A 26,261-nucleotide genomic window follows, 5' to 3' on the forward strand; every position below is an offset into this window, starting at 1 on the left:
GTTAGTAGTTAGTAGCGTATACTTATAAAAGTAAGAAAATTATTATGCTTTTTTAGGTTTTAGATATAAGTATTTTTTGTCATAATCGATAATAGCTTTGGCTTTGTTTAAAATATCGGCGCCAATAATTCCGTTTACAGCTTGTGCATTATGAGTGGTTAATGCGGTGTTTACATGCACCAAATCGAATAAGATTAAAGTCACTTTCTCCGTCTCCCATTTACCTATTTTAATCGTATTTTTTTTCGATATTCTAGTGAGCATATTTGTAGCGCCGGCACCTGCAGCTTTTACATCTGATGCTTTTACTTTTAATTTAAAAAGCGTAGCATCGTCAAAGCCTATACAGCTACTCGATGCGCCAGTGTCTAGAATAAAAAGCCCTTTAACACCGTTAATAGAGGCTTTTATTTCAAAATGATTCGTTTGAGTAAGTCTTAATTTTGTTTTTGTGTATCCTTTATTAAGAAGAAATTCTTTGAGATCGTTTTTCATACCATTGCTTAAATAAACGCAGTAAAAGTACTACAAACAGAATTGAAATAATAGTAATAACACCATAATTTATGTTATTATCTCGAAGCGGTTCTATGCTGCCATAAAATACGAAAGCGCTCCAGTAATAAGGCGATTTTTTTATATTACTGATGTTTTTATCCTCTAAATAAGCAATTTTTGAACGGTGATTTGCGTGAGAAGCCGAACTAGTTTTTCCATAATCATTATAAAATAATTCCATAATTTTCGCCGTTGAAGCATCGCTAATTTGCCATAGTGAAAACAATATAGTCTCCGCGCCAGCATAATTAAATCCTCTTGCCAAGCTCATAGGACCTTCACCTTTAGTCAATTTGCCAATACCCGTTTCGCAAGCGCTTAAAACGACTAATTTTGGCGAAATGTTTAACGCGTATAGTTCGTTTAGGTATAGGGTTTCATCTGAAAACTCAATATGAGCGGGCACAATAAAATCGCCACTACTAGCGTGGGTGGAAAGATGTAAAATATTATACTGAGAGGCGTAATCTAAAAAACTTTGTTTTGTTGCCGAATGGTACATTAAAAATTTAGCATCTACCTCTTGCTCTATGCTTTTAGCCTCATTAATCGTGTATTTTAACGCGTTGGTAGTGCCTTCAAATACAGGGAATACACCGAGTAAATGATCTCCCGATTCGTGCTTTTTGTTTTTTAAAAAAAAGTAAACACTCGAATTATAAACGATAGTGTGTTGCCTTACCATAAATGGCATTTTGCTATAATTAGATGTTTCTGTATGTTTTGTGAGTAAGGCTTCAAAAGGAATAAAATTAAGTAAGCCGTCGGGAATAATAACGATATTTTTATTATGCTGAAGGGGGGCTAATTGAAGCCTTTTGTACACTGAAAATGCTTGAGCACGATAGTCTGAAACATCATTATTTATAACCGATGCATCGTTAAATAAAGTAATAAACCCCCGTAGGGATTCCTTTGTTTTATTATTTAAATTAATAGCGTTTAGAGTTGTGGTGTTATCCGTGAATATAAACTGATAGATGTTTTCTTTACCATAAAAATAAGCGACTAAAGCCGCGTCATCTACCAAAAGTCTTTGTTTTAAAACAGGAATGTTAATACGGTCATTGACTGAAAAATTATAACGCGTTTGAATTATTTTTTGAGCTGTTCTCAATGCAATATTAATACTGTTTAAAGAGTCTCTAACTTCTGAAAGGTTTTCTGTCTGCGTTCGCTGATAAGGCGTTCTAATAAGCCGGTTTGTTAATTGCTCTTGTGTTTTTAATAGCCACTGTTCTTCAATTAATAAAGTATCGCTAGGGTGTGCTTTTAGCAACTCTTTTTTCGAGTGATTTTCTTTTAATATAGACGCTTTACTGTTTTCGGCATATTGAAAAGCGCGTGTGGTATAACTTGTATTTGCGCTTTTAGATTCAAGCTGATATAATAAAGCGATACATTTTTCACTACGTATTCTATTGGCTGCTATTTCTACCATATTGGCCTCTTGCGACGTAATCTGGGCATTGAGTAAATTAGAAACATAAAAACTCAAATCGTAATATTGCAATGCCATTTCAGGGGTGTCTTGTAAGGCGGCTAAGGCATCGAAGATTTCAATAAAGGTGTTTTCTGGATACAGGTGGTTTGTTTTTGGGAGGCTGTTCTTGTCGTATTTAGGAAGTAAAAGGGATACCCCTAGTTGTAAGGCGTTTTTAGCTTCTTCATTTTGGTTTAATAAAGTGTATAGCTTTGCTTCCTCGTGTTTTAATTTCGCTAGTTCTCGAGCTGAAGTTAAATCGTTCTGCCAATAGTGCATTAAAGATTTAAAGAGGTATAGTGCCGTTTCGTAATCTTTGTGCTGCATAGCAGTGGTATAGGCTAGTTGCTCATTTTTAAAATGGAAACCTATATTAGAGGCTTTGTTTTTAGAGGTGCCAATAGCTATTTTGTTTCCTTTTAAAGTTATACTGCTATTCGCTTTAATTTGTTTAAGCCTTTGATATTCTCGTGAGTTTGGTGCCGCGATTTTCAATCCGTTATTAGCGACTTCTATGGCTAAAGTGTGTTTACCTAGTTTTTGATATAAGTTGGCCAAATTTACCGCGCCAATAGCTTGTTGCTGTGTATTATTTTGCTTTTTGGCTAATGCGATATAATATTTAATCGTGTTTTCAGCATTGGTGTAATTATTTGTTTTGTGATATAATACGCCCAAATTAATTAAGCAATTCTCGATGATATCGTATTGAAAAATAGTATTTATTTTTTCCTTTTTATACAAGCTCCAAGCGTCTTCGTAAGTAGAAATAGCCGATTGATAACTTTGGTTTTGTTCTAGGTAATAGGCTTTATTAATGAGAAGGTTAACAAAGGCTAGATAATCGTCTTTAGACTGTAATTCAGCTTCAAAAGCACTAATTTCAACGTTTAAAGTTGCTAAGGCTTCCGTAGTTTGTTGCGTGTTAAAAACTGCAGTAGCGCTATAAATGCGATCTTCTATCGTCTGAGAATAGAGACTTCCGCTAATGATAAAATAGAAAACAAGTAAGAGGGACTTCATCAGCAAAAGGGTTTTGGTATTTTATTTAGGCAGGAGAATGGATTCTAATATTAAAATTTCCATAAGGCGTAAAATTGTAAGTAATCATAAGCGTCTTTAAAGTTAAATACATAACGCACGCCAGCTGTGGGACCAATGCGCGCAAATCCGGCAGTAGCTTCAATTAAAAAGCCCGTTCTAAAATTTGCAAAATTATTTTTTGTATCATTTTCCGTGACCGATTGATTGATAAGAAGGTTTGAATCCGTCTGCTCACCTTCGTATTGCTGGATGGTAATGCGTTCTGTTTTTTGCTGGCTAACCGAAAAAGTGCCTTGCAGTCCAGCGCCCAAACCAATATAATTATTAACATTGTAACGGGCTAAAACTGGAATTTCCCAATCGATATTATCGTAAGAGCTTTCTGTTGTGGTGCGTTCAAGCGCTATAAAACCGGCGGGAGAATCTACAAATTCTTCGCGTATTGTTTTAGTGCCATTGTAAGAATGAAAACTGTTTAATAATTCCACCTGCCAATACCATCGGTACGATTTGTAAGGGGAAACCGTGGCGCCAATAAAATAACTTTTAGAGTTTTTTAAATCGCTGAATGAGTTATAACCCGCTTTTGCTCCAATAGAAATGCCCGGTAAAAAACGCGTGGTAGAATAATTGGTGATAATCGGGTCGTTTTTATCGAAAATAATCGCCGTTCTAGACTTGGTTTTTTTCTTATGAAAATCGTCGCTAAACTTTATGTTATACTTTACAAAACCTTTTGTAGAATCGTAATCTTTTACATTTTTTTGTTCGCTTCCTGGTAAATAAATGTTTTTAAACGTAAAAATGGCTTGCGTGGCGGTGTAAGTGGTGTCTAAACAACTGTACTGAACTTCCTCTTTTGGGCAAATTTTACACTTGGGGTACATATCTTCTACGGTAATACTAGATTTATCTAACATCTCTGGGATATCGGTTTCTAACCTAATTGTTGTGGCCGGACCTTCGCCATTATTTTGAAATTTTATTTTGAATTTTGGTGTTTTATAACGCACCAGTCGGTAATTTAAAAAGGTAGCGTTAGATGACATTTTATTGGGATCGTGAGACGTTACAATCTCCATTTCCATTTCCTTTACTTTGTGGTTTTGGTAATTATCGTCTGGAACATACACCCCGCGAATGGTTACAATTGCGCTCGTGTCCTTTATCATTTCGGGCGTTGTTTTTAGGGTGTAAAACAAATTGCGCTCTTCATTAGGTTTCATATTTTTAAAAGCAATCGTTTTTGAAGCGCGGTATTTAGTTTCAGATTCTGCTAACGTTAACGGCAGGTTTAATTTTTCGGTAGAATCTTGAGCTATCGTTTTAAATTCTAGAGGTTCTTGTGTGTTGCTCGCGTAAAAATAGTCGTTTGTAGTAATACTATTTACCATAACTAATTCTGTGTCGCTGACGTCTTCCTCGTTGTTGTAAAAACGAGCATCCAATACTTCAAAATTATCTGCTGTAAACGCTGTTTCATTATAATACAAATAAAGTGTGCCGTTTGTTTCGTAATCTTTGGTGTTTTTATAACGCATTACGACAACAATATCTTCCTCTGGCATAGGTTCGCGATTGCGTACTAAATCTAAACTTGTGTCTAAAGTAGCGCTGCTGTTGTCTGTGGAGCTATCTGTTGCTGTGTCAATTCTTATTTTTTTAGGACGTGCAGTGGGTGGTTTTCCCGAGGAATACATATTGGTTGTCCATAAGTGAACGTTGTATTCTTTAGCGTTTTTATAGGTGTGTTTTGGTAGTTCTTCCTTACTATATTGTCCGTCCCCAAATTCCCAGAAATGCGTGTAAAAGGCTTTCGGTGCGCCTGCTGTTTGTATTAATTGTGGTGCTTTGGGACTAAATTGTACCGTATTATTTATTTTACTGTAATTAATTTCAGATAGGCCTCGAGTGGTATCTAAAGGTGTATCTGCTGTTTGGGCAAGTGTAACTAACGACATAAAAAAAGCGACGGTAAAAGAGAGCGTTTTCATAATTTTCTGATATTAATAGCTTTATAAATATAGCAAAAACTATGAGAGTGATTATTTAAATAGTTTATGAATCTTTTTTAGGATGAAAAAAGCAAAGCGCAATCACTTTAAAAGAGGGTTTTATAACCTTACTGAAAGTAAGTCTCTTATCCTGAAAGCAAAACTGCTAAAAACAAAAAAGCCAAAAACCGAAGTTTCTGACTTTTTTTAAGTAGGAATTTAATCATGGTAGCACATTAATATCTCCTTGTAAAGCGTTGTCATCTCCAATAACAAGATCATCTAGTGTGAAAGTGATGATATCGTCGTTAGCAATTGTAACAGGTTTTATAGCATATTTCCAAAGGCCATCTTCCGTGGTAATAAAAATAATATGGCACTCTAAACCAATAGGGATTTGTCCGTAATGTTCGCTAAATGCTTGAAAAGTATTGTCGTAAGTATCCAAACTAGCTAAACCAGAATCTTCGCCATCGTAAGATAAATATACCGCGCTATTACCAAAATTAAAACCTTGTGGCGCTTTTACTAGTATTTGAGTCTTTGGTCTTGGGTCGCTATAAAAGCGATCAATATTGCTCCATCCAAAACCTTGCAAAACGGCGTAGTATTCACCCATCTCATCAAAAACACCATCGTTTGTGCCAGGTTCTATTTGATCCCAAGTTAAGTTGCCATCGGTATCAATTTCGCCATTCCAAAGTGTCATTGCTGGATCAAAGCCGCCAGTTAAAGCAGACGGCACTAATAGGCTTAACCCACAGTTTGCGTCCAATGGAAGTCCGTTATTAGTCGCTTCTAGAAAGAATTCTCCACCAGTAATAATTAGAGTTTTGTCGCCATTTGGTAATCTTCCCATCGTAGGTTTGTTGGTAACAAGCATATTTGCTTTTTCAAAAATTTCTACATACTCTAAATCGATTGGGCCGGTAACGGGGTTTCCGTTTTGAGATAGGCATGACGTATTTAGTGAGATTTCTACACCATTGCTAGAGGTTAAAGTCACGAATCCGTCGCTGGCATCAAACTGAAAATGTTGCGTATTATCTTCCATAGCGCTCTGTCTAATGGCATCAAACTCTGCTGAGGTTGGAGCGGGGATTCCTGCAAAATAATCGGGGTTATCATCTTTACTTGTGCAACTGGTAATAAGTGTTAACGCCGTAATTGATAACGTTGTAAATAGGTGTTTAAATTGTTTCATAATTTCTAAGGTTTAAAATGAGTAATCTGTTTTTATGGAATTATAAACTGGATACCTGGTGAGAAGCATCCAGAATGTCTTATTATTTTATTTCTGAGCTAGCAACTATTTTATAGTAAACAACATCTCCGCTTGATACTAAGTTGATCATTCTATGGGCTGATGCTTCGCTAGTCGAAAATCCTTTCGCACGACCGTTTTCACTTTGTACTTCCCAGAAATACAATCTGTTTTCTGGTTTGTTTATATCGCTTCCTACTACGAAATAGCTAGTAATTATATGTTCTAAAACGATTAGGCCGTTACTTGCTAATTGCACTCGGCGTTCTGCTGAGGTTAAAGTTGAAGCGGTTCCAGAAAATTGGCCTACTGTTGTTGTAACCGACCAGTTATAAATTTTTACGATGTCGTCCTTTATAAGGTCTGAATTGTTAAAAGTTGTAGGCGTTGAATTTGGTGTTGTAGCGTTTGCTGTTAATAATCCAAAAACTAGGGCTGCGATAATTAAAATTGATTTTCTCATGATTTCTAAATATTAAAGAGTTAATAATTGATTTAATAGTTTTGCCATTTTGGCTTTTACAACCTTATATCAAAAGCATTTTGAATTTGTTACCCATTTATTTAAAAGTTTTTTTAAATTCGTTAGAAACCAACCAATATATAGGGGTTAATGGGTGATAAAAAAATACACGAAGACCAGAAGTATATTCACGGATTACTTCAAAATAATAGTTTTATTATACAAGCTATTTACGATACGTTTGTGCCTAAAGTGATAAATTACATCAAACAGAATAGCGGTAACGCTACCCAAGCAAAAGATGTCGTTCAAGAAGTATTGGTTACCATTTATAATCAAGCAAAACAGAAAGGGTTGGAATTAACTTGTCCTTTCGATGCCTATTTCTTTCTCTTATGTAAACGTAAATGGTTAAATGAATTAAAAAAGAAGACTAATAAGGAGGTAACAATTAATGAAGAAGTCTTATCTAAAGATGACGACGCTTTCACGCTAGCTTTCGAAACTACAGTATTTGGTGAAAAACAAGAATTGTTTAACGCAATGTTTCAAAAGTTGGGCGATGCTTGTAAAGATTTACTAAAAGCAACTTTTAAAATTAAATCGATGGAAGAGGTGGCAAAAAGTTTAAAAATTACTTATGCCTACGCTCGGAAAAAGAAATCGCTGTGCATTGGTAAACTTACCAAGTTAGTACAAGAGTCGCCTAAATTTAATCAGCTTAACAACTATTAAAATGGAAGAAAAAGACTATATTTTATTCGAAAACTACTTACAAAGAGACCTGTCTGCTAGTGATGTGCTCGCTTTTGAAAACCGCTTAGCAATCGATACTGCTTTTAAACATAGTTTTATAACATATAAAGAGCTTTCAGGATATTTGGAACAAACTTTAGATGAAGAAAGTTCTGACTTTAAACGCAACTTAATGCACATCTCAGAAGCGCATTTTAATACGATACAAACGGAACAACCGAAAGCCTCTCGTAAACGTTTCAATATTGCTCGATTGGCTATAGCGGCAAGTGTTGTTGTGTTAATAGGACTGTTTTTGTTTAAGCAGTTAAAAACGCCAACGTACAAAGATTTTAATACGCACGAAACAATAGATTTAACTGTTCGTGGAGGAAGTGTTCGCGATCTTGTTGAGGTTACCAAAGCTTTTAATAATCGCGAGTTTTCTAAAGCCAATACCATTTTAGAGCGTCTTTTAAAAACCGATAGCGAAAACAGGCAATTACAATTGTATTATGCTATTACTAATATCGAATTAAATCGTTTTGAAACTGCCGATGCACTGCTGATAGCTATTTCAAAAAGCGAATCGGTTTATAAAAACAGGGCCCTGTGGTATCACGCTTTAAGCAACTTAAAACAAGGTAAGACAGAGGTCACCCAAAGTTTATTAAAACAAATTAATGAAGAGGCCGACGATTACGAGCAAGCTCAGAAATTACTAAATAAATTAGAGTAAGTTTAACTTAAAATACCCTAGAAAAAGTCAGTGTTTAATCCCTGACTTTTTTATTTTTACAAAATGATAATTACAGATACACACACCCATTTATATAGTGAAGCTTTCGATGAAGATAGAGACGAAATGATGCAGCGCACACTGGATGCTAATGTAACACGTTTATTTATTCCTGCTATCGATTCTACGTATACAGCAGCGATGCTTCGACTTGAAAAAGACTATCCGGAACACGTGTTTTTAATGTCGGGCTTACACCCAACACACGTAAAAGATAACTATAATGAAGAATTAGCCCACGTTGAAGAGATGCTCGACAATCATAAATTTTATGCAGTTGGAGAAATTGGCATAGATTTGTATTGGGACAAAGACACGTTGGCGATTCAAAAAGAAGCGTTTAAATATCAAATTCAATTGGCTAAAAAGCATAAATTGCCCATCGTAATACATTGCCGTGAGGCTTTCGATGCCGTTTTCGAAGTGTTAGAAGAAGAGAAAAGCGACGACTTGTTTGGAATATTTCATTGTTTTACGGGGACAATAGAACACGCAAAACTAGCGATTTCTTATAACCTTAAATTAGGAATAGGGGGAGTGGCAACCTTCAAAAATGGTAAAATCGATCAGTTTTTAAGTACAATCGATTTGCAACATATTGTTTTAGAAACCGATGCGCCGTATTTGGCACCGCATCCTTTCCGAGGAAAAAGAAATGAAAGTAGTTATATTGTAAAAGTTCTCGAAAAATTATCGGAGATTTACAATATATCTCAAGAAGACATCGCAGCAATAACAACTGCAAACTCAAAAGCCATTTTCGGCATTTAATTATGACAAAAGCAATACCTAATATACTTCTTATATATACCGGTGGTACCATTGGTATGATGAAAGATCCGGAAACTGGTGCCTTACGCGCTTTCGATTTCGATAATTTATTAGTGCGTATTCCAGAATTGAAATTATTAGAGTGTAACATTGAAACCACGTCGTTTGACCAGCCCATAGATTCTAGTAATATGAAACCCGAATATTGGGTAGAAATCGCTGAGGTTATAGAAGAGCAATACGAGTCTTTTGATGGATTTGTGGTGCTTCACGGTAGCGATACAATGAGTTACACGGCTTCAGCATTGAGTTTTATGTTAGAGCATTTAGCCAAACCAGTTATTTTTACGGGATCACAGTTGCCCATTGGTGATTTACGTACCGATGCTAAAGAGAATTTAATCACCTCTATTCAAGTGGCGGCACTTAAGCATTACAATAAACCAGTGATAAAAGAAGTGTGCTTGTATTTTGAATACAAATTATATCGCGCCAACAGAACGACGAAAATTAACGCCGAGCATTTTGAAGCGTTTGCCTCTTTAAATTACCCTGATTTAGCCGAATCTGGGGTGCATTTAAAAGTAAATCAGGAATATTTATTTAAACCGAATGCCAGAAAAGACCTTATCGTTCATAAAAAATTAGACTCAAATATTGCTTTAATAAAATTATTTCCAGGAATATCTGAAGTATTATTACGTTCTATATTTGATACGCCAGGTCTAAAAGGTGTCGTTTTAGAAACGTACGGTGCAGGAAATTGCTCTACTGAAGATTGGTTTGTTAGCTTATTAAGAGACGCTGTAAATAAAGGTATACATATTATAAATGTAACGCAATGTTCTGGAGGAAGTGTGATGATGGGGCAGTACGAAACTAGCGAAAAGCTAAAAAGAATAGGTTTAATTTCGGGAAAAGACATTACTACGGAGGCCGCAATATGTAAATTAATGTATTTGTTAGGGCAAAATGTGTCGCCTAACTTGTTCAAAACCATATATCAAACAGCATTAAGAGGAGAATTGACGTAAAATTAACTCTCAAAATTTTAGTCTTTAATTATTTTTCTCTTATTTTGGTGCCTTGTAATTATCGGTAAACTTTAGAGAGGTGGCCGAGTGGCTTAAGGCGCACGCTTGGAAAGCGTGTATGCGTTTATAGCGTATCGAGGGTTCGAATCCCTTTCTCTCTGCGAAATAAGCCCGATTACACGGTTGTAATTGGTTTTTTTATTTTTTAATTACATTTTTTTTATATCTTTAACACTTTAACTAATTAAAATTAAGATCACGACAATGAAAAGATTATTTTCAATCCTAGCCATAACTTTAATAATGGCATTTGGAACAGCTAACGCAACTACAACTGCTGCCACAATAGCAACAACAGTAGTCTCAACAACACAAGAAGCATCGACAGATGGCGCGGCAGAAGAGTCGTTAGGTTTTCACCAAGAGCTTAAAAAACGTTTTATCGAAGGTGGACCTCAGTTTATGGGAATTGTATTATTGTGTTTAATTCTAGGTTTAGCAATCGCTATCGAAAGAATTGTATTTTTAAACCTTTCTACAACAAACTCTAAGAAATTAGCTAAAAATGTAGAAGACGCATTACAATCTGGTGGAATTGAAGCTGCTAAGGAAGTTTGTCGTAACACTAAAGGGCCTATTGCCTCCATCTATTACCAAGGGTTAGATCGCGCAGACGAAAGTCTCGAATCTGCAGAGAAAGCAGTAATTGCTTACGGTGGTGTGCAAATGGGACAATTAGAAAAGAACATTTCTTGGATCTCTTTATTTATCGCCCTAGCTCCAATGCTTGGATTTATGGGTACGGTAATTGGTATGATTCAAGCCTTCGATAAAATTCAATCTGCAGGTGGTATGGATGCCGCTTTAGTTGCAGGAGGTATCAAAGTTGCACTTTTAACAACCGTATTTGGTTTAATTGTAGCTATTATTCTACAAGTATTTTACAATTATATTATTGCAAAAGTAGATAGTATTGTTAATGATATGGAAGATTCTTCTATTACATTAATGGATATGCTTGTGAGATATAAAAAGTAATATTAACTAATTTTAAAAACGAATACTATGCATAAGATTTTAAAAATAGTTTTATTAATTATAGGTGTTTTATCTATGGTTTTTTTAGCAAGAATTGTAGGAGCAGGAGATGAAGAAGTAAAAGAATTGGCTGCCAATGGAGATACCTCTTTATTAGAACCAATGACTTGGATAGCCTACATAATATTAGGGATAACCTTAGCTTTAGTACTGTTGTTTGTCGTAGTTAATTTATTTGCTAATACTGCAACCTTAAAAAACGCGTTAATAGGAGTAGGTGCTTTTCTAGTTGTAGGATTAATCGCCTACTTTACTGCTTCGGGAGTAGAAACACCAATGCAAGACGGAAAAATGTTATCGGCATCTGGCGCTAAATGGGTAGATACTGGTTTGTATATGTTCTACTTTTTAGCTGTAATTGCAGCAGGTACTATGTTGATAACAGGAATCAATAAAATGATTAAATAATTATGGCAAAAAGATCAGCACCAGAAGTTAATGCCGGCTCTATGGCTGACATTGCCTTCTTATTATTAATTTTCTTTTTGGTGACAACAGATATAGCAACCGATTCGGGGTTAAATAGAAAGTTACCTCCTATAGTTGATATAACGGATCCACCAAAAATTAAAGAGAGAAACATCTTTCAGATAAACGTTAATAGAACTAATCAGATCTTTTTAAAGTCTGATGGTGAAGAACGACTTATCAATCTTGGAGATTTAAGAGCAGCAGCTGTTAAGTTTTTAGATAATGGAGGAGGAACTGGGGACGATGCTTGTAAGCGCTGTCAAGGAGGACAGAACCCAAAATCATCAGATAATTTCGATAAAGCAATTATATCATTAAGTAATGATAGGCTTACTAAATACAAAACGTATATAGCCGTACAAAATGAAATAATCGCCGCCTATAACACTTTAAGGGACAGAGAGTTTAAAAGGGAATTCCCTGCTTTACAAATGTCTTATGTTGAAGCAAACGATCGTTATTTAGATCCTCAAACGCCGCAAGCGGAACAGGATAGGTTAAAAGATCAGTTAGAAACGATCAAAATACTAATTCCACAAAAGTTCTCTGAAGCAGAAACAAAGTCTAATTAGATAAAAAGTAATTATGTCTAAATTTAAAAAGAAACAAGATGGAGGGTTACCTCCAATTTCAACAGCATCGTTACCAGATATTGTATTTATGCTTTTGTTTTTCTTTATGGTAGCTACGGTTATTAAAGAAGATAATTTATTGATTGAAAATAAATTACCTTCAGCCGATCAAGTAGAAAAATTGGATAAAAAGAATCCAGTTAGCTATATTTATATTGGAAAGCCTAGTGCAAACTATATCGATAAATATGGATCTGAAGCAAGAATACAGTTAAATGATAAGTATGCAGGGATAGAGGATATAGCACCTTTTATAGCTGCTGAGCGCGCCGCATTAAGAGAAGAATTATTACCTAAGTTAACTATTGCTTTAAAAGTAGATAGAGAAGCTAATATGGGTTTAGTTTCTGATGTTAAACAAGAATTGCGTAAAGTAAATGCATTAAAAATTAACTATACCACTCGTAAGGGTGATGCCGTTGCAAATGCACAAAATTAAAACAATCTTAATTTTATAGTAAAAGGCGTTTTGATGTAATCAAAACGCCTTTTCTTTTTATTTACTTTTGTACTTTTAGGTTTATGAGATATTTTTTCCCCTTAGCGCTATGCCTTCTGTTCGGAATACAAGTGTACGCTCAAGAAGATGTTTTTTTAAGAGAACAAATCGCGGATTCTTTATATAAGGAAGATCAATTTTATATTGGGGTAACCTATAATCTATTAGGTAAGCAGCCCTCAGGAATCTCTCAGAGTGGCTTTTCTAGCGGATATCATTTCGGATTTATAAAAGATATCCCTATCAACAAAAGACGCAACAGTGCCATTGGTGTTGGTTTGGGTGTTTCTATTAATTCTTTTAACCAAAACCTTTTAATTACCGAGACAACAAGAGGCACAATGTTCTCAGTCTTAGATCGCTCAGAAACTAGTTATACTAAGAATAAGTTCTCGAGTTATATGTTAGAACTGCCTTTAGAGTACCGTTGGCGTACATCAACATCCAGAGAGTATAAGTTCTGGCGGGTGTATACCGGAGTGAAATTCGGGTATGTATTTGCCAATCAAACAAAATTTAAAGGGGAACCCACTAATATATCACTAAATAATAAGGATGTATTCAATGAGTTTCAATACGGATTAACGATGAGCGCCGGTTACAATACTTGGAATTTCTATATCTACTACGCTTTAAACCCTATTTTTAATGCTTCAGCAAAACTTAAAGGAGACACTATAGACATGAATGCTATTAAAATTGGTTTGATCTTTTATATCTTGTAGTAGATAGGCATCAAATAAACACCAAAAGATAATTATGGAAGCAAAACTTAGTATTTCGGAAGTAGATATTACGGAGTTAATGGTGGCAAAACGGCTCCTTGAAAACCCAGGTTTAGCGGCAAAAATTACCAATTTTATTGGCTCTCCTATAGAAAAAGGAATAGATAGTCTTCCAAAAAAGTGGACTGATAAATTAGGCGACATTACCACAAACTCGTTATTGAAGGCTGCCGATGCTGCTATTTTTACTATGAAAAACAAATCGGCAAAAAAGTCTTCTAATAGAATTCATAAAACAGCTGTTGCCGTAAGTGGTGGTGTAGGTGGTTTTTTCGGACTTGCCGCATTGGCTATTGAGTTGCCAATTTCGACGACTATTATGTTACGTTCTATTGCTGATATTTCTAGGGAATACGGGGAATCGGTTAACAGTATCGAAACAAAAATGGCGTGCTTAGAAGTTTTTGCATTAGGAGGAACTTCTACTTCCGATGATGGTACCGAAACAGGATATTTTACAATTCGGGCATTATTGGGTCAATCGGTATCGGAAACCTCAAAATTTATTTTAGAAAAAGGAGTGGTTGATGAAGGCGCTCCCTTAATATTGCGTTTAGTAACGAAAGTGGCAGAACGCTTTTCAATACAAATATCAGAGAAAATGGCCGGGCAAGCTATTCCGTTTATTGGTGCTGCAGGTGGTGCTATAATTAATACGGTATTTATGGATCATTTTCAAGATATGGCAAAAGGTCATTTTATAGTGAGAAAACAAGAACGCCTCTACGGCCAAGAGTTAGTTAAAGCGTGTTATAAAAGCATCAAGGTATAATATAATAGGCCTCTTTTTTACACAATGCTTTATTGCAGAGACCAACTATTAATTTTTTATTAGATTTATACTTTATTAGAAATTTAGTAGTATAATTATGGACCACAGGTATCAAGTAGAAAAAACAACATCACATCTTAATTATTTTACTATTTTTATAAAGTACAGCGTGCTGTTTATCGTCCTGTTTTTATCTAGTTGGATTGCTATACTTTTATTTATAGTAGCTGGAAGAGCGACACGAGTAAACACCATTTTAGTATTTCTCTTCGAAAATACCGTCATTTTTTCCGTTTTAATGGCAGGAGGTATAATTACTTGGTTTATTCATCGACTATTAAAAAATATAGTAAAGGCGAAGTTTTCGAAATTACCTTTGTCGATTCTACCCAGTGTTTAGTGATTAAAACAATAAATCTAGCGAATAATAACGAAAAGACTATTACCTACCATTATAAAAACATTACTTGTTGGTTTTCTAAAAAACAAGATCCCTTTTCGGTAAACAAAGAGTGATACATATTTACAATAATGGTTCAATAGTACACGATATAAATTTAGATCGTACAGCGTGGTGCCGTCACGATAATATCGAACACTTCATAGAGAAAATAGAAACACCTCACAGCATTTTATAGGGACCAATGAGTAGTAATTAGACTTATTTACTATTTAAATCGGTTAATTTTATAAAGTATCTATTTAAGGCTTTATACAAAATCGTATTTTAGGGTAAGCACAGTATTAAACAGTCATTTTTTTTAATCTTCTTATGCGTAATGGTTTTTGTTTGCAATAATAATGACGAATAGCCGCCTATAGAACCTGCATTAGTTGGAGATAGGAAATTAATCGAATTTCTAACCGATATGGCTGACGTTTCCATTGTATTTAGCTATAAGATTATTACTTTAATAGCAACGGCAAGTTGTCTCTAAATGGAATGGTAGGCGGTATGTCTATAACTACAAACAGTGGTTATACAGTAACATAATCATAGAACTAATCGGTTTTTATGTCTTTACTTTGAAAAAAATCTGAGTATACTTATCGTTTTACGTATACCGAAAATATTTTAAGTCTAGAGTATTTCTGTATTGCGCCGAGGGAAGTTAAGTACCAGAAATATGAACAGTGATTTTAAAACTATTAGCAATTGAGATAAAGTGACTAATTACAATAGTTAATGATTACTTCTTCTGCTCATTATGTATTTTAATCCGCCAGAAGCCCACAATGACCAAAGAATAAGTACCGGCTGAAAAAATAGACGCGTTAGTCGTTTAGCGTCGGTATTTAAACCAAAAGAATCGAAACCGTTAGTGTACTGACTAATATTTCCAGGAAAAACTAAAACATAAAAGAGGGCTAAAGCAATACCAGTGAACACTTTTATCTTTCCTCCCCAAACCATCAGAGCTCCAAAAATAATTTCTACTACCCCAGAGGCTAAAACAATAAAATCGACAAACCCTTCTTCGGTAGATAACCATGTTGGCACTTGCGCTTGAAACTCTATGCGTTTAAAGGTGAGATGAGCAATACCTGCAAAAAGCATAGCCAAGCCCATTAAAATCCTAAAGGTGTTTTGAGTTTTAGAGGTGTTTACGATCATTTTATAGCTTTTAAGTTACGTTTATAGTTACAGATAATTTTAAGCAAAATAATGTATTAATTTGCATTAAACGTTTAAAGCGATTGAAAATTGTTTTTATTAAGCACTTAAATCCAGTAATTCATTAGAATAATTTGTGGAATAAAGCCAATAAAAAAGCCAAATATTAACTCGGTGGGAGTGTGTGCTTTTAAATGTAAGCGCGAGGTGGCAATGGCTCCAGTAATAATAGCCATTAAAGCTAAGGACCCATTTATATTAATACTAAAATGAATGGAGAATGCAATGGCAAACATAAACACACCAGAGATCGCAATCATATGAATACTGGCTTTAAAATTAGCTAATGCTAGCGCTAAACAAGTTATGGTAGATATTAAGGTGCCAATAAAAAAGAAATACAATTCTACAATTTGATTAATTGGCAATACGCGTTTCAAAATTAAGAGAATTATAACCGCGTTAATTAGTAAAGGTATTACGCGTTCTTTCGTCGTTTTTAAATAAATCGTTTGTGTTTTTCCTAAAGTTTTAAGTAAAAAATAGGTAAGAATAGGTAAGAGAATAGTTAATATAAAAAGTGACGTAATTTTTGCACTAATGACGTCAAAGGACAAATATCTTGGTGATTTTGAAAAATAGAAAATAACAGCCAACAAGGGCATTATAATTGGGTGAAATACAAAAGAGACGCTTTTAAGAAGGAAATTCATTATATCTTTTTTCTTAAACGTGCTACGGGGATATCTAACTGTTCTCTGTATTTAGCTACGGTACGTCTAGCTATGGGGTACCCCTTTTCCTTTAAGATTTTCGCTAAAGCTTCATCTGTTAACGGCTTTTTCTTATTTTCCTCATCAATAACCGTTTCTAGAATGGTTTTTATTTCACGGGTCGAAACCTCTTCGCCTTGATCGTTAGTCATCGATTCAGAGAAAAATTCTTTAATCAATTTGGTGCCATAAGGGGTGTCTACGTATTTACTATTAGCAACGCGAGACACCGTAGAAACGTCCATTTCAATTTCGTCTGCAATATCTTTTAAAATCATTGGTCTTAATTTGCGCTCATCGCCTGTTAAGAAGAATTCTTTTTGGTAATGCATAATAGCACTCATTGTAACGAATAACGTCTGTTGGCGCTGTTTAATAGCTTCTATAAACCATTTTGCGGCGTCGAGCTTTTGTTTAATAAACTGTACGGCATCTTTCTGTGCTTTGGTACGCTCTTTAGTTTCTTTGTAACCTTTAAGCATATTGTTGTACTCGCGAGAGACATGAAGCTCGGGAGCATTTCTGCCATTTAAAGTCAATTCTAATTCGCTATTTACAATTTTTATTGCAAAATCAGGGACAACATGTTGCACAACACGGCTGTTTCCCGCGTAAGAGCCACCAGGTTTAGGGTTTAATCTTTCGATTTCGTGAATAGCATCTTTTAGCTGAATTTCAGTAATATCGAATTTCTGCATCAGTTTTTGATAATGCTTTTTTGTAAACTGATCGAATGCATTATTTATAATATCTAAAGCCAGAGCGACATCGGGCTTTTGTTCTTTACGTTCTAATTGAATACTTAAACACTCTTGAAGGTTACGAGCGCCAACCCCTGAAGGATCTAATTGGTGCACAATTTTTAAAACGCGGTTTATTTTATCTTCGGTGGTATAGACGTTTTGTGTAAACGCTAAATCGTCCATTATATCACTAAGTTCACGACGGATATAGCCACTTTCGTCTACACTTCCGACAAGGAATTCGGCAATTTCACGTTCTTCATCATCCAAACGATACGTGTTTAATTGACTCACTAAATGTTGTCTAAATGATGTTCCTGAAGCATACGGAATGCTTTTTTCATCTTCATCGGCGCTATAATTATTTACGCTCGTGCGGTAATCTGGTGTTTCGTCGTCACTTAAATAATCATCAACATTAATATCGTCGGTATTAATTGTTTCAGTATCGTCGTATTCGTCTTGCGAATTATCTAAATCATCGTACTCATTCTCAACCTCTTCTTTACCGCTATCTAAAGCAGGGTTTTCTTCTAACTCTTGCTTTAAACGTTGTTCAAAAGCTTGCGTAGGAAGTTGTATCAATTTCATCAATTGAATTTGTTGCGGAGACAACTTCTGAGATAATTTAAACTGTAAATATTGTTTAAGCATGCTATATTTTAGAATATGTACTAAAATAAAAAAAACAATCTAGATTTATGAGTTTACTAGATTGTTTATTTTTACTATTGTAGGTAAATTTTTAACTAGAACTCTGCATTTTGAGGGGTTCTAGGAAACGGAATGACGTCTTTAATATTACCCATTCCTGTGGCAAACATTACCAAACGTTCGAAACCTAAACCAAAACCTGAGTGTACTGCTGTTCCATATTTACGCAAGTCTAGGTACCACCAAAGCTCTTCTTCTGGAATATTTAAGGCTGCCATTTTCTCTTTTAGAACATCCAATCGTTCTTCACGTTGCGATCCTCCAACAATTTCGCCAATGCCAGGGAATAATATATCCATTGCTCTTACCGTTTTTCCGTCTTCATTTAAGCGCATATAAAAAGCTTTAATATCGGCAGGATAATCAAATAAAATTACAGGACATTTAAAGTGCTTTTCTACAAGGAAACGCTCGTGCTCCGATTGTAAGTCTACTCCCCATTCTTCAATAATATAATTAAATTTCTTTTTCTTATTAGGTTTACTGTTTTTTAAGATATCGATCGCTTCAGTATAACTTACGCGTTTAAAATTATTTTCGGTAACAAATTTTAATTTATCAATAAGGCGCATTTCGCTTCTTTCAGTTTGAGGTTTTGTTTTTTCTTCATCAAATAAACGCTGATCTAAAAACTCTAAATCCTCACTATTATGCTCTAAAACGTATGTAATAACTGATTTCATAAAGTCTTCGGCCAAATCCATATTACCAGCTAAATCCATAAACGCCACTTCTGGTTCAATCATCCAGAATTCTGCCAAATGGCGAGAAGTATTTGAGTTTTCAGCCCTGAATGTTGGTCCGAAAGTATAGACTTTTCCTAACGACATAGCATACGTTTCTGCTTCTAATTGCCCAGAAACGGTAAGGTTGGTTTCTTTACCAAAGAAATCTTTACTATAATCGACAGAGCCATCGTCTTTTAAGGGTGGATTTTTAGGGTCTAAGGCACTTACTCTAAACATTTCTCCAGCACCTTCAGCATCACTTCCTGTTACAATAGGGGTGTGCATATAGTAAAATCCGTTGTCGTTAAAATATTTGTGTACGGCAAACGAAAGGGTAGAACGTAAGCGCATTACAGCACTAAAAGTATTTGTTCTTGTGCGCAAGTGTGCGTTTTCTCTTAAAAATTCGAAGGAGTGTTTTTTAGGCTGAATAGGGTATTTTTCTGGATCTGAATCTCCTAAAATAACAATTGAAGTTACAGCAATTTCTACTGTTTGTCCTTGTCCCTGGCTTTCTATTAATTCTCCTTTAATGTGTACGGCGGCTCCGGTAGTAATGCGTTTTAACACATCTTCTGGTGTGTTTTCAAAATCGACAACACATTGAATATTATTAAGTGTAGAGCCGTCATTTAAGGCAATAAAACGTTTCGCTCTAAATGTTCTTACCCAGCCTTTAATTTCAACGTCTTGGGGCGCCGTTTGTTTTAATAATTGTGCAATTGTGTACTGTGTCATTTTTTTATAATGTATTTAAATGCAACTATAACTGTTTTTAGTTTTTATAGTTAAAATCTTATTTTTTGTCGTCTGTAGCATCGGTATTAAAATCACCTTCGCTTTCTCCAGGGATAATATTAATAGTGGGCTTTTTTAAAATTTGTTTGTTCGCAATACTGCGCTCTAAAGATAGTAATAATGAAGGCAACAGAAGTAAATTAGATAGCATAGCGAATAATAAGGTAATCGATACTAAAGCGCCTAGCGCTACTGTACCTCCAAAACTGGAGATCATAAATATTGAAAAACCAAAGAATAAAACAATAGACGTATAGAACATGCTGACGCCTGTTTCTCTTAAAGCACCGTAAACCGATTTTTTAATCTTCCAGTTATTGGCCTGTAATTCTTGTCTATATTTTGCTAAAAAGTGAATAGTATCATCCACCGATATACCAAAAGCAATACTAAATACTAATATTGTGGACGGTTTTATAGGGACACCTAAATAGCCCATTAAACCTGCTGTAACCACCAATGGTAGTAAGTTTGGGATTAACGATACAATAATCATTCTAAACGAACGAAACATATAGGCCATAAATAACGCAATGAGTAAAATAGCCAGCGATAACGATAAGGCTAAGTTTTTTACTAAATAGGTCGTTCCTTTTTGGAATACTAAAGCTTTACCAGTTACAATAACGTCATAGTTGTCTGCTGGGAATAATTTTTTAATTTTGGCTTCGATATCACTTTCAATCTCTTCCATTTTGTCGGTACCAATATCTTTCATAAATGAAGTGATACGCGCATATTGCCCTGTGCTATCAACAAAATCATTTAATATTGTGGTCTCCCCGGAAGTCGAATTTTTTAGATAAGGCAATATAAAAGCCTCTTCCTGTTTTGTTGGTAATTGGTAGTATTTGGGATTTCCGTTATAAAATGCCTGCTTAGAATATTTTACAAGACTTACAATTGAAATGGGACGGGACAACTCCGGTGTGTCAATAATTAAATCTTCAAGCGCGTCCATACGTTTAAGAGTCGACGATTTCATAACACCTTTTTCACGCTTGGTATTAATCATAATCTCCAAAGGCATAATACCGTTAAACTCCTTTTCGAAAAAACGAATGTCTTTATAGAATTCAGTGTTTTTCGGCATGTCTTCAAGAAGGCTTCCCGATATTTTTATTTTATAAATTCCAATAATACACGTAATCACTAAACAGCATACTGTAATGTAAATGGCAATGCGTTTCTCTTTTACCATACGCTCCGTCCAATCCACAAAACTACCAACCCAGCGTTTATTTAAATGCTCTAAATGGCGCTCTTTAGGATAAGGTAAAAAGGTGTATATGATGGGAATAATAAGCAAACACAAAATAAAAATAGCAATAATGCTTAAGGAGGCAACGATACCAAATTCTTTAAGTAAAGTGCTATCTGTAATTATAAAGGTAGCAAAACCTGAAGCTGTGGTAATATTTGTCATCAACGTCGCATTACCCACTTTGGTAATTACACGCTGTAACGATTTTACTTTATTACCATGCGATTTTACTTCTTGCTGGTATTTATTAATTAAAAAGATACAGTTAGGGATACCAATAACAATAATTAATGGGGGTATTAAAGCGGTAAGTACCGTAATTTCGTATTTAAGGAATCCTAAAATTCCGAGAGTCCACATAACACCAATACACACGACAACTAGAGAAATTAACGTGGCTCTAAACGACCTAAAGAATAAGAAGAAAATTATTGAGGTGACTAATAAAGCGCCTCCAACAAATAAGCCTATTTCATCTACTATATTTTGTGAATTTAGTGTACGGATATAGGGCATTCCCGAAATCCGTACATCTATATTTGTTTCTTTCTCGAAGACTTTAATACGTTCTATTAGCTTGTCTACAACAAAATCTTTTCGGGCGGGTGTATTTACTATATCTTTTTTGAGATAAATAGCGGAACGAATAGTCTTCGTTTCTTTATTGTATAAAAAGTTATCGTAAAACGGGTATTGTGTAAATAATTCATACTGCAACGTGTCGATTTGCGTTTGAGAATGAACAGAATTTTTTATAAACGGTACTAAATTAAATTTCTGGTTTTCGGTATCTTTTACAAGTTTTTGTAAATCTTTAATCGATGCAACGGTAATAACTTCATCATCGTTTCTAAAGGTATCCGAAAGAGCGTTCCACGCATTTAGTTTATCTACCGTAAATAAAGTAGAATCTTTAACGCCAAGAACAATAAGGTTGCCCTCTTCTCCAAAAATATTTAAAAACTTGTTATATTCTATATTTACCTCGTGGTCATCTGGCAGTAAATTGGCCTCGGTATAGGTAAAGCGCATGTGCTTCCATTGTGTACTAAAAAGAATAGTAATTAATACAACGGTAATAAGGATACCAATTTTGTTACGAAGAATTAATCTCGCAACAGTATCCCAAAAGCGTGATGTTTTAAGTTTCGACATAGTCATTTAAAAAGAAGCGCAAAGGTATATAAAACCGAGATAATTCATCTATTAAATTCAAAATTATAACGTAATATTAAATGTGAATTTTAAAGCAATATTATCGTTAAATTTAGGCAAATGGTAGCCGCCGTATCTATACGTTAAGCTTAAACCAAAGCCGAGAAGAAGTTTGTTAATCTCTAAGCCAGTCTCGGTATAACCGTGTTTAAGTGTTCCAAATGATACGTTTTGATGACGCCCAATATTATTAATATTTCCAATCGCGAAACGTGAAATAAGCACTAATTGTGGATTGAATTTTTCGCTAATAGCAAACGGTTTAAAGTAATGTTTGGCAACTAAAGTAGTAAAGCGATCAGAGAAAAACTCGTTAAAAAACATCGTTTCAAAACTATTAATTCCTGCTACCGAAAAGCGACTTAGTATCGTCGCTTTATTAATATTGTTAGGATAAGCGTGATATAAATGCGTTAATGGAGTGTCTCCGTGGGCCAGACCAGCAGTTAAAACGCCAGTGGTATACGACTTGTTTTTGTGTGTAATTTTATGAATGGTTCTAAAGTCTAATTTTGAAAAATTAAAATCGGCATCTAAGACCTCTCGGAAACTTTTGGTGTATTGTAATGAAAACTTTGGGAAACCATTTTTAGTTTCTACAAGCTTGTCGTCTTTTGTTTCGTATTGGTTAAATGGACTCCATTGCAGAGAAACGGTAGCTGTTGTTGTTTCGAAGTCATCGTAAGATTTATCGTCTAGTACGTAATTATAGCTGTACGTTGGCCTAATATTACTAATTGCAAGTTGTGTCTCGGTAGTTAAATTCGGTGTAATTTGATGCTCTAAGGATACGGCAGATGTAATGTGTTTATGGAACAAATCGATGTTTAAAAGTCGTGGCTCGAAAAAAGAGAAAAAGCGGCTATCGGTTAGAAATTTAGAGCTCCCACTTTCTAACAAATCATCGGTATACGAAAAGTTAAACCACGTTTTTGTGTCTTCGTTTAAGCGAGCGCCTCCACCAATTTTATATTTAAATCTATGGTCTTTAAACCCATAAACAACATAAGAATCTATACGGTATTTTTCTGAAAAGCCATCGTTAGTAACGCCTCCCAAACCAGTTCTAAATCCTTCATATTGATTGAACTTTACGAGATAGCGTAAATCGAAATTCCAAAAGGATGTTGGAAAAAAACCATTACCAATTTGTTTTAAAAGCACATCAGATTTTGTGGAGTCTTGAGCAACGCGGGTACTGTCTTTAGGTGTTTGCGCACTTAAAGACAATGAGAACAAAAATATACAAAATAAAAAGCAGTGTCTTAGCATAGTGATATATCGTTTGTGGCTATGTAAAGTACAGCTTTTAGGCGATTCGAAAATTGATTCTGATTTATAAGAATAAAAATCACGATTATTTTAACATATTGTTTTTAATTGCGCCTATTTTTAATCTTCCTTTGGTTATCTGGATTTAGAATATAGAAAAAATTAAAAGGCTCTAAAGGTGAAGCGGTAAGTGCGGGTTAAAGTAAAAAAGCGACTTAAAAAAGTCTCTATTTAATTTAAACAGTCATTATTTCTTTTTCCTTTATAACAAAAATTTCATCGATTTTTTTAACATAAGCATCGGTTAGATTTTGTACGTCTTGCTCTGCATTTTTCTGAATATCTTCAGACACGTCCTCATTTTTTTTAATATCGTTATTAGCCTCTTTACGCGCATTACGGATACCAATTTTGGCCTCTTCGGCTTCAGATTTTGCCTGTTTTGCTAATTGTAAACGACGTTCTTCTGTTAATGGGGGTACGTTAATAATAATAATATCACCATTATTCATTGGGTTAAAACCAAGGTTTGCAATTTGGATTGCTTTGTCAATAGCTTGAAGCATATTTTTTTCCCAAGGTTGCACAGAGATTGTTCTACCGTCTGGCGTATTTACATTCGCTACTTGACTTAAAGGGGTTTGAGAACCGTAATAATCGACCATAACACTACCCAACATTGCGGGGCTTGCTTTTCCTGCTCTGATGTTTACAAATTGTTTTTCTAAATGCTTTACAGCAGATTGCATAGACTCTCTTGTAGAATCAATTATAAATGTAATGTCTTCGTTCATATTAAGATATTTTATTTTTTTAAGTAAAATTTAAGCCTGTTTTAAACGTAATATTAGTAGAGTGAATACCTTAAAATTACTATAAACTGACTTGAGTTCCAATTTTTTCTCCAGAAATAACTTTCATTAAATTCCCTCTTGTATTCATATCGAAAACAATAATAGGAAGTTCGTTTTCTTGACTTAAGGTAAACGCTGTGGTGTCCATCACTTTTAAACCCTTTTTTAAAACATCGTCGAAAGTGATGTGGTCGAATTTTATAGCGGTACTATCTTTTTCTGGATCAGTATTATAAATTCCGTCTACTCGAGTTCCTTTTAAAATAACATCGGCCTCTATTTCTATTGCACGTAAAACAGCTGCCGAGTCTGTTGTAAAATAGGGATTACCAGTACCTCCACCAAAAATAACGACACGTCCTTTTCTTAAATGGCTCATTGCTTTTCTTCTAATAAAGGGCTCGGCCACTTCATTAATTTTTATAGCAGTTTGCAAACGAGTTTTAACACCCGCGTCTTCAAGAGCATTCTGTAGAGCAAGACCGTTAATTACAGTAGCTAACATTCCCATATGGTCGCCTTGAACACGATCCATACCGTTCATCGCTCCGGCAACTCCTCTAAAAATATTTCCGCCGCCAATAACAATGGCAACTTCAATTCCTTTTTCGGTAACAGCTTTTATATCTTCAGCGTATTCGGCTAAACGATCTGGATCTATACCGTATTGGCGATTGCCCATTAAGGCCTCACCAGATAGTTTTAAGAGAATTCTTTTGTATTTCATTTTTGTTTCTGAAAGTTTAGCAAAGCTACATAAATTTTTTCCCTTTTGAAATCTTTTTAAAGCCGAAGCATCATTTTTACAAAAATGTTTTAATATAGTATTAGCAAGCCACCATAAAAAAACCACTACGGTGAGGTAGTGGTTTTTAAAACTATTATAATCGGTTTGTACACCGTTATTCTCTATATAATTATCCTAAATATACTCTTTCGAATGATGTTACTTCTACGTCACCAAAAGTTTTAACGTATTCTGCAACTGTCATCTTTTCATCTTTAATAAACTTTTGATCTAATAAACATTGTTCTTGATCTAAAGTGGTATTGTCAGAGATGAAACGCTCCATTTTACCAGGTAAAATTTTATCCCAGATTTGTTCTGGTTTTCCTTCAGCTTTCAATTCAGCTTTTGCAGTTTCTTCAGCTTGCGCTAAAACTTCAGGAGTTAATTGAGACATTGAGATATATTGTGGTACGTTTTTAAGTGTTTTACCTAAACGACCTAACTCGATGTTATCTTTTTCTATTACAGCTATTCTTGCTTCAGTTTCTGATGTTACGTAAGTAGCATCGAAAAATTTGTAAGATAACTTTGTTGCGCCCATAGAAGCGATTTGCATTGCTACATCTTTAGCTAATGTTTCAACGTTATCAACTTTAGCCGATAAACCAACCAAGGCAGCAATTTTATTAATATGCACGTAAGTACCTACGTAAGGGGCATTAAGTTTAGCGAAAGCATTAATCTCTAATTTTTCACCAACAACACCAGTTTGTTCAACTAATTTTTCTGTTACCGTAAAACCTCCAAAATCTGACGCTAAGAAATCGTCTTTAGAATCGAAGTTGATTGCACTATCTGCTAAATCTGTTGCTAATTTTACGAACGTTTCGTTTTTACCAACAAAATCAGTTTCACAACCTAAAACAATAGCAACACCTGTTGTGTTATCATCATTTAATTTAGAAACGGCAGCGCCCTCACTAGAGTCGCGGTCTGCTCTTTTTTCTGCTACTTTCTGTCCTTTTTTTCTAAGAACATCGATTGCTTTATCGAAATCTCCTTCAGCTTCAACTAATGCTTTCTTGCAGTCCATCATACCTGCACCTGTAGCTTTTCTTAATTTGTTAACCTCTGCGGCTGATATTTTTGTCAT

The 26,261-nt window shown here is 34.8% G+C and carries 24 protein-coding genes and 1 tRNA gene; 11 read left to right on the forward strand and 14 right to left on the reverse strand.

Annotated features, from left to right (window positions below; translation table 11 throughout):
• Positions 1-42: 42 nt before the first annotated feature.
• The 5 genes from ES677_RS09990 to ES677_RS10010 form a co-directional block, all read right to left on the reverse strand.
• Positions 43-495, reverse strand: a complete 453-nt coding sequence (locus tag ES677_RS09990) for a retropepsin-like aspartic protease family protein (protein ID WP_148381157.1) — start codon at positions 493-495, stop codon at positions 43-45.
• Positions 464-3,064 (reverse strand): CHAT domain-containing protein, encoded by a 2,601-nt coding sequence (locus tag ES677_RS09995; protein ID WP_148381158.1) that lies wholly within the window; start codon positions 3,062-3,064, stop codon positions 464-466. Before ES677_RS09995 ends, ES677_RS09990 begins: the two co-directional genes overlap by 32 nt.
• A gap of 50 nt (positions 3,065-3,114) precedes the next feature.
• A complete protein-coding gene (locus ES677_RS10000; protein ID WP_148381159.1) occupies positions 3,115-5,079 on the reverse strand; it encodes a DUF7849 domain-containing protein in 1,965 nt (654 codons plus the stop codon).
• Positions 5,080-5,302: 223 nt separating this feature from the next.
• The gene (locus ES677_RS10005) at positions 5,303-6,283 is read right to left on the reverse strand and encodes a hypothetical protein (RefSeq protein ID WP_148381160.1); all 981 of its coding nucleotides are present in this window, start codon (positions 6,281-6,283) and stop codon (positions 5,303-5,305) included.
• A gap of 82 nt (positions 6,284-6,365) precedes the next feature.
• Complete coding sequence (locus ES677_RS10010; RefSeq protein ID WP_148369526.1) at positions 6,366-6,806, reverse strand: hypothetical protein; 441 nt, start codon at positions 6,804-6,806, stop codon at positions 6,366-6,368.
• A 150-nt stretch (positions 6,807-6,956) separates the two neighbouring features.
• Between ES677_RS10010 and ES677_RS10015 the strand changes: the two genes are divergently transcribed.
• The 11 genes from ES677_RS10015 (at position 6,957) to ES677_RS10065 (ending at position 14,402) form a co-directional block, all read left to right on the forward strand.
• Positions 6,957-7,541 carry an RNA polymerase sigma factor gene (locus ES677_RS10015; RefSeq protein WP_148369527.1) on the forward strand — a complete coding sequence of 195 codons (585 nt, stop codon included), beginning with the start codon at positions 6,957-6,959 and terminating at the stop codon, positions 7,539-7,541.
• A 1-nt stretch (position 7,542) separates the two neighbouring features.
• Positions 7,543-8,280, forward strand: coding sequence for a hypothetical protein (locus tag ES677_RS10020; protein WP_148381161.1), 738 nt, complete (start codon positions 7,543-7,545; stop codon positions 8,278-8,280).
• Positions 8,281-8,343: 63 nt separating this feature from the next.
• A complete protein-coding gene (locus ES677_RS10025; protein WP_148369529.1) occupies positions 8,344-9,111 on the forward strand; it encodes a TatD family hydrolase in 768 nt (255 codons plus the stop codon).
• A gap of 2 nt (positions 9,112-9,113) precedes the next feature.
• On the forward strand, positions 9,114-10,145 hold the full coding sequence (locus tag ES677_RS10030) for an asparaginase (RefSeq protein ID WP_148381162.1): 1,032 nt from the start codon (positions 9,114-9,116) through the stop codon (positions 10,143-10,145).
• 73 nt (positions 10,146-10,218) lie between these two features.
• A tRNA-Ser gene (locus ES677_RS10035) sits at positions 10,219-10,306 on the forward strand.
• A 103-nt stretch (positions 10,307-10,409) separates the two neighbouring features.
• Entirely contained in the window at positions 10,410-11,183 is a 774-nt protein-coding gene (locus ES677_RS10040) for a MotA/TolQ/ExbB proton channel family protein (RefSeq protein WP_148369531.1), read from the forward strand.
• Positions 11,184-11,210: 27 nt separating this feature from the next.
• The gene (locus ES677_RS10045) at positions 11,211-11,651 is read left to right on the forward strand and encodes a hypothetical protein (protein ID WP_148369532.1); all 441 of its coding nucleotides are present in this window, start codon (positions 11,211-11,213) and stop codon (positions 11,649-11,651) included.
• A gap of 2 nt (positions 11,652-11,653) precedes the next feature.
• Positions 11,654-12,286, forward strand: a complete 633-nt coding sequence (locus ES677_RS10050) for an ExbD/TolR family protein (protein ID WP_148369533.1) — start codon at positions 11,654-11,656, stop codon at positions 12,284-12,286.
• 13 nt (positions 12,287-12,299) lie between these two features.
• Positions 12,300-12,785 carry an ExbD/TolR family protein gene (locus ES677_RS10055; RefSeq protein ID WP_148381163.1) on the forward strand — a complete coding sequence of 162 codons (486 nt, stop codon included), beginning with the start codon at positions 12,300-12,302 and terminating at the stop codon, positions 12,783-12,785.
• Positions 12,786-12,868: 83 nt separating this feature from the next.
• Positions 12,869-13,570, forward strand: a complete 702-nt coding sequence (locus ES677_RS10060) for a porin family protein (RefSeq protein ID WP_148381164.1) — start codon at positions 12,869-12,871, stop codon at positions 13,568-13,570.
• 34 nt (positions 13,571-13,604) lie between these two features.
• A complete protein-coding gene (locus tag ES677_RS10065) occupies positions 13,605-14,402 on the forward strand; it encodes an EcsC family protein (RefSeq protein ID WP_148381165.1) in 798 nt (265 codons plus the stop codon).
• A gap of 1,183 nt (positions 14,403-15,585) precedes the next feature.
• Here the strand turns inward: ES677_RS10065 and ES677_RS10070 are convergent.
• The 9 genes from ES677_RS10070 to tsf all read right to left on the reverse strand — a co-directional run bounded on the left by ES677_RS10070 (position 15,586) and on the right by tsf (position 26,261).
• Positions 15,586-16,017, reverse strand: coding sequence for a DoxX family protein (locus ES677_RS10070; protein WP_148369537.1), 432 nt, complete (start codon positions 16,015-16,017; stop codon positions 15,586-15,588).
• Positions 16,018-16,124: 107 nt separating this feature from the next.
• On the reverse strand, positions 16,125-16,730 hold the full coding sequence (locus tag ES677_RS10075) for a hypothetical protein (RefSeq protein ID WP_148381166.1): 606 nt from the start codon (positions 16,728-16,730) through the stop codon (positions 16,125-16,127).
• The gene (rpoN, locus tag ES677_RS10080; RefSeq protein WP_148381167.1) at positions 16,730-18,187 is read right to left on the reverse strand and encodes an RNA polymerase factor sigma-54; all 1,458 of its coding nucleotides are present in this window, start codon (positions 18,185-18,187) and stop codon (positions 16,730-16,732) included. Before rpoN ends, ES677_RS10075 begins: the two co-directional genes overlap by 1 nt.
• A 95-nt stretch (positions 18,188-18,282) precedes the next feature.
• Positions 18,283-19,713 carry an asparagine--tRNA ligase gene (gene asnS, locus ES677_RS10085; RefSeq protein ID WP_148381168.1) on the reverse strand — a complete coding sequence of 477 codons (1,431 nt, stop codon included), beginning with the start codon at positions 19,711-19,713 and terminating at the stop codon, positions 18,283-18,285.
• A 58-nt stretch (positions 19,714-19,771) separates the two neighbouring features.
• Positions 19,772-22,192: an efflux RND transporter permease subunit gene (locus tag ES677_RS10090; protein ID WP_148381169.1), complete on the reverse strand. Its 2,421-nt coding sequence runs from the start codon at positions 22,190-22,192 to the stop codon at positions 19,772-19,774.
• Between the two features lie 63 nt (positions 22,193-22,255).
• Positions 22,256-23,482, reverse strand: a complete 1,227-nt coding sequence (locus ES677_RS10095; RefSeq protein ID WP_246124467.1) for a DUF5686 family protein — start codon at positions 23,480-23,482, stop codon at positions 22,256-22,258.
• A 278-nt stretch (positions 23,483-23,760) separates the two neighbouring features.
• The gene (gene frr / locus ES677_RS10100) at positions 23,761-24,318 is read right to left on the reverse strand and encodes a ribosome recycling factor (RefSeq protein WP_148381171.1); all 558 of its coding nucleotides are present in this window, start codon (positions 24,316-24,318) and stop codon (positions 23,761-23,763) included.
• A gap of 79 nt (positions 24,319-24,397) precedes the next feature.
• Positions 24,398-25,105 carry a UMP kinase gene (gene pyrH / locus ES677_RS10105; protein WP_148381172.1) on the reverse strand — a complete coding sequence of 236 codons (708 nt, stop codon included), beginning with the start codon at positions 25,103-25,105 and terminating at the stop codon, positions 24,398-24,400.
• 190 nt (positions 25,106-25,295) lie between these two features.
• Positions 25,296-26,261 carry a translation elongation factor Ts gene (tsf, locus tag ES677_RS10110; protein WP_148381173.1) on the reverse strand — a complete coding sequence of 322 codons (966 nt, stop codon included), beginning with the start codon at positions 26,259-26,261 and terminating at the stop codon, positions 25,296-25,298.

It is taken from the genome of Bizionia gelidisalsuginis (assembly GCF_008086185.1).
Lineage (GTDB): Bacteria > Bacteroidota > Bacteroidia > Flavobacteriales > Flavobacteriaceae > Bizionia > Bizionia saleffrena.